This window comes from Nocardia sp. NPDC004151, from assembly GCF_042874235.1.
Classification (GTDB): domain Bacteria; phylum Actinomycetota; class Actinomycetes; order Mycobacteriales; family Mycobacteriaceae; genus Nocardia.
The window spans coordinates 137,959-150,904 of the sequence record NZ_JBIAMR010000011.1 but is presented as its reverse complement, the minus strand read 5'-3'; the positions used below and the strand labels follow the sequence as shown (position 1 = coordinate 150,904).

The 12,946-nt window shown below is 70.0% G+C and carries 12 protein-coding genes; 6 read left to right on the top strand and 6 right to left on the bottom strand.

The genetic code is table 11. The features are described 5' to 3' along the window. The first annotated feature begins 24 nt into the window (after nt 1-24). From ACFYTS_RS24325 to ACFYTS_RS24315, 3 genes are all read left to right on the top strand, one after another. Nucleotides 25-1,374 carry a bifunctional o-acetylhomoserine/o-acetylserine sulfhydrylase gene (locus ACFYTS_RS24325; RefSeq protein ID WP_357282232.1) on the top strand — a complete coding sequence of 450 codons (1,350 nt, stop codon included), beginning with the start codon at nt 25-27 and terminating at the stop codon, nt 1,372-1,374. Beyond that, nucleotides 1,371-2,534, top strand: coding sequence for a homoserine O-acetyltransferase (locus tag ACFYTS_RS24320; protein WP_387307371.1), 1,164 nt, complete (start codon nt 1,371-1,373; stop codon nt 2,532-2,534). The genes ACFYTS_RS24325 and ACFYTS_RS24320 overlap by 4 nt, the downstream gene beginning before the upstream one ends. Before the next feature lie 236 nt (nt 2,535-2,770). After that, complete coding sequence (locus ACFYTS_RS24315; protein ID WP_167659831.1) at nt 2,771-2,932, top strand: hypothetical protein; 162 nt, start codon at nt 2,771-2,773, stop codon at nt 2,930-2,932. Nucleotides 2,933-3,047: 115 nt separating this feature from the next. On the opposite strand, the gene ACFYTS_RS24310 is transcribed toward ACFYTS_RS24315, so the two are convergent. Next, nucleotides 3,048-3,293, bottom strand: a complete 246-nt coding sequence (locus ACFYTS_RS24310; RefSeq protein WP_357282389.1) for a DUF3017 domain-containing protein — start codon at nt 3,291-3,293, stop codon at nt 3,048-3,050. A 110-nt stretch (nt 3,294-3,403) separates the two neighbouring features. On the opposite strand from ACFYTS_RS24310, the gene ACFYTS_RS24305 reads away from it, so the two are divergent. Further along, nucleotides 3,404-3,868, top strand: a complete 465-nt coding sequence (locus ACFYTS_RS24305; RefSeq protein ID WP_357282233.1) for a tRNA (cytidine(34)-2'-O)-methyltransferase — start codon at nt 3,404-3,406, stop codon at nt 3,866-3,868. On the opposite strand, the gene ACFYTS_RS24300 is transcribed toward ACFYTS_RS24305, so the two are convergent. Continuing rightward, on the bottom strand, nt 3,869-4,096 hold the full coding sequence (locus ACFYTS_RS24300; RefSeq protein WP_357098257.1) for a DUF167 domain-containing protein: 228 nt from the start codon (nt 4,094-4,096) through the stop codon (nt 3,869-3,871). A gap of 72 nt (nt 4,097-4,168) precedes the next feature. Next, nucleotides 4,169-7,540: an error-prone DNA polymerase gene (locus tag ACFYTS_RS24295; RefSeq protein ID WP_387307368.1), complete on the bottom strand. Its 3,372-nt coding sequence runs from the start codon at nt 7,538-7,540 to the stop codon at nt 4,169-4,171. A gap of 149 nt (nt 7,541-7,689) precedes the next feature. Between ACFYTS_RS24295 and ACFYTS_RS24290 the strand changes: the two genes are divergently transcribed. Beyond that, on the top strand, nt 7,690-8,664 hold the full coding sequence (locus ACFYTS_RS24290) for an SDR family NAD(P)-dependent oxidoreductase (protein WP_357282235.1): 975 nt from the start codon (nt 7,690-7,692) through the stop codon (nt 8,662-8,664). Between the two features lie 113 nt (nt 8,665-8,777). Here ACFYTS_RS24290 and ACFYTS_RS24285 read toward each other — a convergent pair whose 3' ends face one another. The 3 genes from ACFYTS_RS24285 to ACFYTS_RS24275 are packed head-to-tail and all read right to left on the bottom strand — an operon-like array spanning nt 8,778 to nt 11,136. Then, the gene (locus ACFYTS_RS24285; RefSeq protein WP_387307366.1) at nt 8,778-9,773 is read right to left on the bottom strand and encodes a sucrase ferredoxin; all 996 of its coding nucleotides are present in this window, start codon (nt 9,771-9,773) and stop codon (nt 8,778-8,780) included. A 13-nt stretch (nt 9,774-9,786) separates the two neighbouring features. Next, nucleotides 9,787-10,347, bottom strand: a complete 561-nt coding sequence (locus ACFYTS_RS24280) for a YdeI family protein (protein ID WP_387307364.1) — start codon at nt 10,345-10,347, stop codon at nt 9,787-9,789. A gap of 24 nt (nt 10,348-10,371) precedes the next feature. Further along, nucleotides 10,372-11,136 (bottom strand): alpha/beta fold hydrolase, encoded by a 765-nt coding sequence (locus ACFYTS_RS24275; protein WP_387307362.1) that lies wholly within the window; start codon nt 11,134-11,136, stop codon nt 10,372-10,374. A 240-nt stretch (nt 11,137-11,376) separates the two neighbouring features. Here ACFYTS_RS24275 and ACFYTS_RS24270 point away from each other — a divergent pair, with 240 nt between their 5' ends. Next, nucleotides 11,377-12,945 carry an ArnT family glycosyltransferase gene (locus tag ACFYTS_RS24270; RefSeq protein ID WP_387307360.1) on the top strand — a complete coding sequence of 523 codons (1,569 nt, stop codon included), beginning with the start codon at nt 11,377-11,379 and terminating at the stop codon, nt 12,943-12,945. The last annotated feature ends 1 nt before the right edge of the window (nt 12,946 follow it).

Sequence of the window (12,946 nt, the reverse complement as noted above, 5' to 3'; positions counted from 1 at the left end):
GACCTTGTTTTTGGAGCAGAACACATGAGTGACTCGACCGCGCCCGCGGCCGTCTCGGCTGACGACACCCTGGATCCGGCCAACTGGTCCTTCGAGACCAAACAGATTCACGCCGGCCAGGCTCCCGATTCCGCCACCGGAGCCCGCGCCCTGCCCATCTACCAGACCACGTCCTACGCGTTCCGCGACACCGACCACGCCGCCGCGCTGTTCGGACTCGCCGAGCCGGGCAATATCTACACCCGCATCATGAACCCCACCCAGGACGCGGTGGAACAGCGCATCGCCGCCCTCGAAGGCGGTGTGGCCGCGCTGCTGCTGGCCTCCGGGCAGGCCGCGGAGACCTACGCGATCCTGAATCTCGCCGAGGCCGGGGACCACATCGTGGCCAGCCCGCACCTGTACGGCGGCACCTACAACCTGCTGCACTACTCGCTGCCCAAGCTGGGCATCCAGGTCAGCTTCGTCGAGGACCCGGACGACCTCGAGCAGTGGCGCGCGGCGGTGCGACCCAACACCAAGGCGTTCTACGGCGAGACCGTCGCCAACCCGAGCAGCTCGGTCCTCGACATTCCGGGCATCGCCGAGGTCGCGCACGCCGCCGGGGTGCCGCTCATCGTGGACAACACCGTCGCCACCCCGTACCTGATCCAGCCGCTGGCGCTGGGCGCGGACATCGTGGTGCACTCGGCCACCAAGTACCTGGGCGGGCACGGTTCCGCGGTCGCGGGCGTGATCGTCGACGGCGGCTCCTTCGACTGGACGGTGCAGAACGAAGCGGGCGAATCCCGCTTCCCCGGCTTCACCACCCCCGACCCGAGCTACCACGGCGCGGTCTTCGCCGACCTCGGCGCTCCGGCCTACGCGCTCAAGGCCCGCGTGCAGCTGCTGCGCGATCTGGGCGCGGCGGTGTCGCCGTTCAACGCGTTCCTCATCGCGCAGGGCCTCGAGACGCTGAGCCTGCGCATCGAGCGGCACGTGGCCAACGCGCAGGCGGTGGCCGAGTTCCTCGCCGGGCAGCCCGGCGTCGAGAAGGTCTACTACGCCGGACTCCCCACCTCGCCCTGGTTCGAGCGGGGCAAACAGCTGGCACCGAAGGGCGTGGGCGCCATCGTGTCCTTCGAGCTGGCCGGCGGGGTCGACGCGGGCAAGAAGTTCGTGGAGGCGCTGGTGCTCCATAGCCATGTCGCTAACATCGGGGATGTGCGCTCGCTCGTCATCCACCCGGCATCCACCACGCATTCCCAGCTGACCCCCGCCGAGCAGCTGGCCTCCGGTGTCACGCCTGGCTTGGTGCGGTTGGCCGTGGGCATCGAGGGCATCGACGACATCCTGGCGGACTTGCGTGCCGGACTGACGGCGGCGGCAAGTTGACCGTGAACATCGAATCGCGAACGTCCCGGCACGCGGCGGAGCTGTTGCTGCCGCCGCCCGACGGGACGCTCGGGAGCATCGCCATCGGCGATGTGGAACTCGAGAGCGGGGCCGTGATCCCCGACGCCACGCTGGCCGTCCAGCGGTGGGGCGAACTATCGGCGAACGCGGACAACGTGGTGCTCGTGGAGCACGCGCTGACCGGCGACTCGCACGTGGTGGGCCCCGCCGACGTGCACCACAACCAGGCCGGCTGGTGGGACGGCATCGTCGGCCCCGGCGCGCCCGTGGACACCCGCGAATGGTGCGTCATCGCCACCAACGTGCTCGGCGGCTGCAAGGGCAGCACCGGCCCGTCCTCACTGGCCCCGGACGGGAAGCCGTGGGGCACACGGTTCCCCGCGCTGTCCATCCGCGACCAGGTGACCGCCGAGGCCAAGCTGTTCGACCTGCTCGGCATCGACCGCCTGGCCGCCGTGATCGGCGGCTCCATGGGCGGCATGCGGGTGCTGGAGTGGATGATCGGCCGGCCCGAACGGGTCGGCGCGGCCCTGGTGCTGGCGGTCGGCGCGCGCGCCACCGCCGACCAGATCGGCACCCAGACCACCCAGATCGCCGCCATCCAGGCCGATCCGGACTGGCAGGGCGGCGACTACCACGGCACCGGGCGCGCGCCCATGACCGGCATGGGCATCGCCCGCCGCATCGCGCATCTGACCTATCGCACCGAGGGCGAGCTCGATCACCGCTTCGAGAACCACGGCCAGGGCGACGAGGATCCGCGCGCGGGCGGCCGCTACGCGGTACAGAGCTACCTGGAGTATCAGGCGGACAAGCTGATCGCGCGTTTCGATCCGGCCACCTACGTGCTGCTCACCGAGGCCATGAACCGCTACGACGTCGGTCGCGGCCGCGGCGGCGTGGCGGCGGCGCTGGCCTCGACGCCGGTGCCGTGCGTGATCGGCGGGGTGGACTCGGACCGGCTCTACCCGCTGCGCACCCAGCAGGAGCTGGCCGATCTGCTGCCCGGTTCCAAGGGGCTCGAGGTCATCCACTCCAAGGACGGGCACGACGGGTTCCTGACCGAGACCGAGGCGGTCGGCAAACTCATGCTGGAGACCATGGAACTGGCCCGCGCCCAGCGCGTGTCGGGTCACTGAACCAGCGCTGCCCGAACGGCGGCGCCACCGCTGCCACTGCGCCGGTGTCGCCGCTGCCCGAATGCCGTATGTCCGCTGCCCAGCCGCTGCCACAGCCGACGGCGCGTTACGCCACGTATCGCGCCTGTTTCCAGTGAATTGTCCTGACGCGCTTTCGGTTTCGCGCGCATGACGCCTCCGTAACCGGTGTTCCGGAATACGTGTGCAGCGGGCATATCAGCCGTAATGTATTCGGCATGACCGCCGCATTCGATGACATGGATCTCCGCGATCTCGTCGATCTGCTCTCCGAGGACGAGCAGCGTGAACTCCGCCCGGCCATACTCCGTGTCCTGCACAGACTCCCGGACCAGGAAGTGCTGCGGCGCGAACTCGGCCGCCGCATAACCTCGGTCTAGCTATCCCCCAGCGCCGCCGGTTCACCCCGGCGGCAGAACAACTCGCTCATCTTTCCAGCGCCGCGACTCCGGTCGCGGCCCCGGCCCCGCGACCCGCGAGGCCCCACGGCTCCGGCTACGTGACGCCGAGACTGCTGATGGTCGCCGCCAGCACGATGATGGCGACACCCAGCACCGTCAGCCAGACGACATCGAAACCCTTGCTGCGCACCGCGAGCAGACCCACCCGATCAGTGGGCAGTGCCAGCCGCAGCGCCGCCGCGAGCAGCGTCGCGCCGCCGAAGAAGAACGTTCCGCGCCGCCAGCGGTCCCAGGCCAGGAAGACCACGGCCACCACCAGCACCGCGCCCACCAGCAGCATGGGCAGATTCTCGCGGGCGAACTCCCCCGCACGACTGCTGCGACTCTGGGGTGCGGCATGGGCTGGACTCACCGCACGAGCTTAACCGCCGCTCTGCAATGCTGGATCCCGTGTTCCATCTCGTGTTCTTCGAACCCCGCATCCCGCCCAATACCGGCAACGCCATTCGACTGGCAGCCGGTACCGGCTGCGCACTGCACCTGATCGAACCGCTCGGCTTCGACCTATCCGAGCCGAAGCTACGCCGGGCCGGGTTGGACTATCACGACCTGGCCGTCGTCACCGTGCACGAGAGTCTCGACGCCGCCTGGAAAGCCATCGTCCCCGAACGGGTCTTCGCCTTCACCGCCGCCGCGACCACCCGCAACACCGATATCACCTACCGCGACGGCGATGTCCTGCTCTTCGGCCCCGAACCGACCGGCCTGCCCGACGAGGTGCTCGCCGATCCGCGCGTCACCGACCAGCTCCGCATCCCCATGCTGCCCGGCCGCCGCTCCATGAACCTCTCCAACGCCGCCGCGGTCGCGGTGTACGAGGCCTGGCGGCAGATGGGCTTCCCGGGCGCGGTCTGACTAGTCGTCGACCTCGAAGCGTTTGAAGCGGGAGGTCGCGCCACCGGTGAGGCGGACCGCGGACTTGGGGACGCCGAAGTGGGCGGCCAGCAGTTCGATGGCGGCCTTGTTCGCCTTGCCCTCCACCGCCGGGGCCCGGACGTACAGCTGCAGCGCGCCGTCGTCGAGGATCTCGACGAGCGGGCCCTTCTTGCTGCCGGGTTTGATGGTCGCCCGGACCACTGTCACGCCACTCTCCCTTCCCCCGCTCCCGCCGGTGATTCTCCCGTAGCGCCGCGGCTACCGCGGTGCCGGGGCGCCTCAGCGGAAGTCGCGGGAGCGGCCCTCGATGCGCAGGTCCATGCGTTGCAGATGGTCGGCGACGATGGTGACCGCGCCCTCCGCGTTCTGCACCCGTCCGCGGATGAGCAGGGCGGGGGCGGTGGTGGCCAGGCGGCGGTAGCGGGCCCACAGGCCGACCGAGCAGACCACGTTCACCATGCCGGTCTCGTCCTCCAGGTTGAGGAAGGTGACCCCGCCCGCGGTGGCCGGGCGCTGCCGGTGGGTGACCGCGCCGCCGACCAGCACCCGGGTCCCGTCGCGAATGTCGAGGAGCCGGTCGGCGGGGACGACGCCGAGCGCGTCGAGCCGCTCGCGCAGGAATTCGGTCGGGTAGCTGCCGGGTGAGACGCCGGTGGCCCACACGTCAGCGGCGGCCAGTTCCAGCGCGCTCATGCCGGGCAGGGCGGGGGCCGCGGTGGCCGCGCCGGTGCCGGGCAGCCGGTCGGACCGTTCCCCCGCGGCCGCGCCCGCCGCCCACAGCGCCTCACGGCGAGTGCCGCCGAGACTGTCCAGCGCGCCCGCCGTGGCCAGCGACTCGGCTTGCGGCACGGTCAGTTCCACGCGTCCGGTGAGATCCAGGAACGAGGTGTAGGACCCGAGCTCGCGGGCGGCCACGATCTGCTCGGCCAATTCGGTCCCGATGTGCCGGACCGCGGCCAGCCCCAGCCGGATCGCCATCCCCTTCGCCTCCAGGGTCGCCTCGGCCAGGCTGTGGTTGATGTCGGGACCGTGCACCGTCACCCCGTGCCGCCGCGCGTCGGCGACCAGCGACTGCGGCGAATAGAACCCCATCGGCTGGGCGCGCAGCAGCCCGGCGCAGAAGGCCGCCGGGTGATGCAGTTTGAACCACGCCGAGTAGAACACCAGCGAGGCGAAACTCTGCGAATGGCTTTCCGGGAAACCGAAATTCGCGAAGGCGTACACCTTCTCGTAAATGCGGTCGGCGACTTCCCCGGTGATGCCGTGCAGGTCGCGCATGCCCTGATAGAAGCGGGCCCGCAGCCGCTCCATCTTCTGCGTGGACCGTTTGGATCCCATGGCGCGGCGCAGCTCGTCGGCTTCGGCGGGGGTGAATCCGGCGACGTCCACGGCCATCTGCATGAGCTGTTCCTGGAACAGCGGCACGCCGAGGGTGCGTTCCAGCGCGTTCTTCAGCGACGGATGGTCGTAGTCGGGTTTCTCCCGCCCGTTGCGACGGCGAATGTAGGGGTGCACCGATCCGCCCTGGATCGGTCCGGGCCGGATCAGCGCCACCTCCACCACCAGGTCGTAGAAGGTGCGCGGCCGCAATCGCGGCAGGGTCGCCATCTGGGCGCGCGACTCCACCTGGAAGACGCCGACCGAGTCGGCGCGGCACAGCATGTCGTAGACGGCGTCCTCGCCCAGGTCCAGCCGGTGCAGTTCGACGGTCTGGCCCTTGTGCTCGGCCACCAGGTCGATCATGTAGTGCAGCGCCGACAGCATGCCGAGTCCGAGCAGATCGAACTTGACCAGCCCTGCGGACGCGCAGTCGTCCTTGTCCCATTGCAGGACACTGCGATTCGCCATGCGCGCCCATTCGGTCGGGCACACGTCGGCGATGGGCCGGTCGCAGATCACCATGCCGCCGGAGTGGATGCCCAGATGCCGGGGCAGCCCCTCCAATTCCCCGGCCAGCGCGAGCACGTCGTCCGGGATGTCGGTGTGCTGTTCCCCCGCGACCCCGCTCCAGCGGCTCACCTGTTTGCTCCAGGCGTCCTGCTGCCCGGTCGAGAAGCCCAGCGCGCGTGCGGCATCGCGCACCGCGGAGCGCCCGCGATAGGTGATCACATTGGCCACCTGCGCCGCGTACTCGCGCCCGTATTTGGCGTAGACGTGCTGAATGGCCTCCTCGCGCCGATCCGATTCGATGTCGACGTCGATATCGGGCGGCCCGTCCCGCTCCGGCGACAGGAACCGTTCGAACAGCAGTTGGTTGGCGACCGGATCCACATTGGTGATGCCGATGGCGTAGCAGACCGCCGAATTCGCCGCCGAACCCCGGCCCTGACACAGGATGTCGTTGTCACGGCAGAAGCTGACGATGTCGTGCACGACCAGGAAGTAGCCCGGGAAGTTCAGCGTGGCGATGACGTTCAGCTCGTGTTCGAGTTGCCGGTAGGCGGCCGCGTTCCCGGCGCGTGGGCCGTAGCGGCGGGCCGCGCCCGTGAAGGTGAGCTCCCGCAGCCACGAGTTCTCGTCGTGCCCGTCGGGCACGTCGAAGGGCGGCAGTTGCGGCGCGATCAGCCGCAGGTCGAACGCGCAGTCCCGGCCCAGCGCAACGGCATTGGGCACGGCCTGCGGGCAGGCCGCGAACAGTCGCGCCATCTCGTCGCCGGAGCGCAGGTGCGCGCCGCCGGTGGGGGCCAGCCAGCCCGCCATGTCGTCGAGGCTGGAGCGGGCTCGCACGGCGGCCAGCGCCATGGCCCGGCGGCGGTGCGGCGGGGCCGCGAAATGCGCTCCGGTGGTGGCGATCACGGGCAGCCCGGCCCGGTCGGCGAGGGCGAGCAGCCGGGCATTGCGCTCGTCGTCCTCGGGGATGCCGTGGTGGGTGAGTTCCACACTCACGTGGTCGCGGCCGAAGCGGTCGATCAGTTCGCGCAGTGCCGCCTCGGCTGCCGCGTCGGCCTGTCGCAGGGCCTGTCGCACAGTGCCTTTCCGGCAGCCGGTGAGGATGTGCCAGTGCCCGCCCGCGGCCTCGGTGAGCCGGTCCAGGTCGTAGCGCAGGATGCCCTTCTCCCCCGCCGCCATGTGCGCGGCGGCCATCTCCCGCGACAGCCGCCGGTAGCCTTCCTGCCCGCGCGCCAGCACCAGCAGGTGCGGTCCCGCAGGATCGGGGGTGCCGGTGCGGGGTTCGGAATTCAGTGCGTCCGCGTCGCTTTCGCGACCGCGCCGCCGAGAACCCGGGCCGCGTCCGCGCGGCGCGAGATGCGCTCCGGCGCGGGCGGCGGTGCCGATGGACAGCTCGGCGCCGAAGATGGTCGGCATCCGCCATTCCCGGGCCGCTTCGGCGAACCGGACCACCCCGTAGAACCCGTCGTGGTCGGTGAGCGCGAGGGCTTCCAGCCCGAGCCGCACCGCCTCCTCCACCAGTTCCTCGGGCTGGCTGGCCCCGTCGAGGAAGCTGTAGGCGGAGTGGGTGTGCAGTTCGGCGTAGGGCACGGTGGACCGGGCGGTCCGCTCGATGTCCCCGGCCTCGTACTTCTCGCGTTTCCGCGACCAGGCCGGGCTGTCGCCGCCGTCGCCCTCGACCTGTTTGCGCGCGGGGTCGGGTCGCCCGGACAGCACCCGTTCCATCTCCGCCCACGTCGGCGGGCCGTTGCCCCAACCCATCGGCCCACCTCCTCCACAATCCGACCGGTCTCGAGTATCGAACATACATTCGAAACCGATCGGTCTCTACGGCGGCTCGCCAATCCATCGTGGCGCAGTAACTTACTTTGGAGTAAGTTCGAGGCAATTCCACCTGCAAGGGAGCAGAAATGGCCGACCAAGACACCGGTTACCTGGCCCGTCGGCGCGCCCGCCGCGATCTGACCGGCAAGCACGTCGTGATCACCGGCGCCTCCTCGGGCATCGGACGCGCGGCCGCGCTGACGGCCGCGCAGAAGGGCGCGCTCGTCATCCTGCTGGCCCGCCGTGCCGAAGAACTGTCCACCGTGGTGGACGAGATCACCGCCGCGGGCGGCGCCGCCTTCGCCTACCCGTGCGACGTCACCGACCAGGACTCCGTCGACCGGACCATCGAGACCGTGCTCGCCGCCCACGGCCACGTCGACATGCTGGTCAACAACGCGGGCCGCTCCATCCGCCGCGCCGTGCACCGCTCCACCGACCGCATGCACGACTTCGAACGCACCATGGCCGTCAACTACTTCGGCGCGGTCCGCATGACCCTGGGCCTGCTGCCCGGCATGCGCGAACGCAAGGACGGCCACATCGTCAATATCTCCAGCGCCGGCGTGCAGGTCGCCACCCCGCGTTTCGCCGCCTACCTGGCCAGCAAGGCCGCCCTCGACAAGTTCGCCGAGGTGACCGCCGCCGAGATGCGCTCCAGCAATATCACTTTCACCACCATCCACATGCCGCTGGTCCGCACCCCCATGATCACCCCCAGCGGCGACCAGGGCACCGGCACCCAGTCCCCGGAATGGGCCGCCGCCCTCATCGTCCGGGCCCTCACCGAACGGCCCCGCCGCATCGACGTCCCGCTCGGCACCCTCGCCGAATACGGCAACCTGGTGGCCCCCGGCATCAAGGAGCGGGTCCTGCACCGGTACTACCGCGCCATCCCGGACTCCCCCGCCGCCAAGGGCGAGACCGCGCCCGAGCCGGCGACCACCGACGTGGAAATCGTCGTCCCGCAACGCCATCGCCGCACCGTGCCCCCGGCCGTCCGCGCCACCGGCACCGCCCTGCGCCGCGCCGCCCGCCTGGTCCCTGGAACGCACTGGTAGTTCTCGCCCGCAGCGGCCCCTATTCCGGCCGGATCGATCGCCGCGCGGAGTAATTCGAGCCCGCCGAAACAATTGCACTCACAGCGCAATACCTGGGCGGGAACCATTGCCGCTCAGGCGAGTTGCCGGAGACGGTCCAGTACCACCGCGGTGGCGGGTTTGGGGGCCGCACCGCAACTGGCCTGCCGCGGCGAGTAGGCGGCGGTACGGGCGGTGACCAGCCAGCGGCGACCGTCCCGATGCGTCACCATGGCCGCACCCGCGAACGTGGCCGGATCGGTCGGGCTTCCGGCGTCGGCCGGGGCGGCCTCGACGACGAGGTCGTCGATACCGGCCGTCGGGTCGACATCGCCGGACACGACGGTCCGGCCTGTGCTGTCGCCGGCCGAGGTGACCCGGGTGAACGTAGCGTCGGCGATGCGCTGTCGGACCGCTATTTCCGCCACCTGCTCGACCGGGCCGTAGCAGCTGCGGCCGCGCAGGCCGGTGAGCGAGACCTCACCCTGGTCGGCGGCGGCGAGCATGGCGTGCGCCGAATCCTCGTCCAGGCGGCCGTAAGTGAGACCCGTGGGCAGCACGATGACCGCCGGGGCGAAACGGTGGCCGCCGGTGTGGGAGCACTCCCACACCCGCTCGGGGTGGGCGGCGGACAGGCTCGCGGCGATGGGACGGCCCAGCAGGGCACAACACTGGTCGCGCTTACCGTGCGCGCAGACCAGCACCAGCGGATCCGTCACGGCCGCACCGATTCCCGGCGCGGGCCCGTCGACCAGATGCAGATCGATATCCAGCAGTTCCCGCAGGTCGGTGATCTCGAGCCGCTCGCACCACGACCCCTCGGGCCGCGAACTGGCGAGCAGAACCGTTCGGACACCGGTGAATTCCCGCCGCCCCGCCCGCCGGATCAGGGTGGGCCGCACTTGCGCCGCCTTGGTGCGCGCGGCCAGTTCGGGGGTGATGTGGGGCCCGAGCACCTGGTCGCCGATCACGTCGCGTCCCCACGCCCCGGGCTGTTCGACGCACAGCCAGCCGGTGATGCGGGTCGCGCTCCCGGGTAGGGGAACCTCCAGTGCCGCAGCCGAACACGACAATCCTTCGAACCCCGTCACAGCCGTCCCTCGGTCACAGTGGCTTCCCGTCGATCAGTTTCGCGATCACCTGCTCCAGCCGCCGCTGCCGGGCCTCCGGCCGCACCGCGCTGCCCAGGTGGTAGCCGACCGCGATGCGCGACTGCATGGGCAGGGTCTCGAAGAACACGGCCGCCTCCGGATGCCGGGCCAGCGCGTCCAGGAAGTCCTGCGGCAGGTCGTGTCCGACGGCGTTGTCCCAGCGCCCGTCCGCCTTGGCCCGGTCGATCTCGGCCTGCCCGGCCGGATGCACGATCCCGGCCTCGACCAGTTCGCCCGCCAGCCCCACATCGCGCTGCGACCACTGGCTGCGCGGGCGGCGCGGGGTGAATCCCATGACGAGGAAATCGTCGTCGAGTTTCCTGGCCTGCCCGTCGATCCAGCCGAAGCACAGGGCCTGTCGCAGCGCGCCGTCATGGTCGAGTGAGGCGTAGGCCGAGCCCTTCCTCGCGAACTTCAGCCAAATGCCGTCCACCGCCGCGTGATTGGCCGACAGCCAGTCCCGGAACGCGGACTCGTCGGGAAACCACAGCGTGGGTCGCTCGGATGCGGACACCGTTCAACTTTAGATACCGGCAGCTCAGTGCCCCAGGAAGGGGAGCACTTGGGCCTCGAAGGCGGGGTAGCGGTCGCGGTGGATGCTGTGCCCGCAGTCGAAGGCGCGGACGGTGCAGTCGGCGAGGCCGGCGCGCAACTGTTCGAGCTTGTCGGGGTCGACCATGCCGCCGGGGCCGCCGCGCAGGAACAGGGTGGGCGCGGTGATGTCGGACAGCCCGTCCCACCATTCGGGGTAGGGCTTGCGGAACTGTTCGAGCGCTTCGCCGGTCATGGATCGGTCGAAGGCCAGCACCGCGCGCGGGTGCCGCAACAGGCTGGTGGTGGCGTGCCAGAGTTCGGGGATCGATGGCAGCCTGCGGGTGAAGCTCACCTGTTCGTCGCCGGAGCGCAGAGGCAGCGGCTGTTCCTCGATCACCAGGCGCCGGACCCGTTCCGGGCGTTGCATGGCCACCCAGGAGATGGCGTAGCCGCCGAGGGAATGCCCGACCAGGTCGACGGTGTCGAGGCCGATCCGGTCGCACAGCGCGAGGATGTCGGCGCCGAATTCCTCGAACCGGTAGGACGCGGTGTGCGCGCTGCGCCCGTGCCCGCGCAGGTCCGGAATGATCACCCGGCGGCCGCGGCGCACCAACTGGGTCGCGAACCGATCCCAGGTGTGCCCGTCGCCGCCCATGCCGTGCACGAGGACCACCGGCGTGTCGCTGTAGAGATGTCCACCCGTGGCGCCGGAATCGCGATAGGCGATCGACACGTCATCGAACTCGACCCGGGTGACCGTTGACTCCACGATTGTCCAGAGTACGGATCGCTGGGTGGTCGCCGCCGCAATTTGTGCGCTCCGCCATATCGAATACAGATACGGTTGCCTATTCATTCACTTGACGAATGAATGCGGAACTGCGCAGGTCCAGGCGTGATACCAAGCGGTTTGACCTGTGAAATAGATCACTTTCACATTTTTCGGTAATCGGTCAGCCCTGACGGTAGCGTGATCCCCGATTTAGCAATACTTGTTTGTCGGGGAAATATGGTTCTCAATGCTGCCGCCCCCGCGGTCGAACTCGATGAACCGAGCCCGCCGCGGCCGACCTTCGCTACCGCCTGGGTCCTCCTACTAGCCGCGCTCTGCGGGACCTTTCTCGCCGTCCCGACACTGCGCTACGACTTCTTCGGTGACGAACTGTATTTCATCGCCGCCGGAGCCCACCGTAGTCTCACCTACGCCGACCAAGGCGTCCTGATCCCGCTGGTCGCCCACCTGGCCGACGCCGTCGCCCCCGGCTCCGCGCCGATGCTGCGATTACCCGCGGTCCTGATGACCGCCGCCGCCGTCGTGATCAGCGCCGCGGTCGCCTACGAGCTCGGCGGCTCCCGCACCGCCCAACTGATCGCGGCCGCCGCCTACGGCATCTCCCCGCTCGCCGCCACCCAGGCAGTGCAGCTGAGCACCTTCTCCTTCGACGCCACCCTGCAGGCCGCCATCATCTGGCTGCTCATCCGCTGGATCCGCACCCGCGACGACCGGCTGCTCATCGCGGTCGGCGTGGTCGCGGCCATCGACCTCCAGGTCAAGTGGTTCATCCCCACCATCCTGCTCACCCTGGCCGCGGGCATCATCGTCGCCGGACCGCGGGAACTACTGTGGCGGCGCGGACTCTGGATCGGCGCGGGCATCTTCGCCGCCTCCGCCCTGCCCGGCCTGTGGTGGCAGAACCAGCACGGCTGGCCCGCGCTGGCCATGAGCAAGGTGATCGGCGCCGAACAGGACGCCGCCGGCGGCGGACCGCTGGCCTGCCTGCCGCAGATGATCGGACTGGCCGGACTGCTCGGCGGCCTGCTCGCGGGCTGGGCGTTCTGGAGCCTGGCCCGGGAACGCTGGCTGCGGCCCTACATGTTCATGCTCGTCTCCTCCGGCCTGCTGGTGGCCGTGGTGCTGTTCGGGCACGGGCGGCCGTACTACACCGCCGGATTCCTGCCGGTGCTGTTCGGCATCGGCGCGGTCGCGCTGCCCTATTACCGCGGCGAACGCGGCAACCGGGTGCTGCGGGTGGTCGCGCTGCCGGTCATCGGGTTGTCGCTGGTGATCATCGCGGCGCTGGTGGCGGCCCTGCCGCAGCCGCCGTCGCGGGTGCACACAGCCATTCGCACCCAGGCCGACTTCGCCATGCGGACCAGCATCTACGGCTACTCGGGCTGGTCCGAGCTGACCGCCGAGGTCGCCGACGCCTACCGGCAGCTGCCCGAATCCGAGCGGCCCAAAGCGATCGTCGCCCAGAACTATTGGCAGGCCGCCGCCCTCCAGAACTTCGGCCGCGACTACGGCCTGCCGCCCGTCTACAGCCCCAACCGCGGCTTCGGCTACTTCGGCCCGCCGCCCAGCGACATCGGCGCGGTGCTCTACGTCGGCCTCGACAGCACCGAACCGACCCTGCGCCGCCAGTTCGGCAATGTCCAGATCCTCGACCACCTCGACAACCCCAACGGGTTCCCCGGCGTGAACACCGGCATCGCCATCGCGATCTGCCGCGGCCCGCTGCACCCCTGGCCGGAACTCTGGCCGGACATGATGGATCTGCACCTGCCGCTCGGCATCTGAG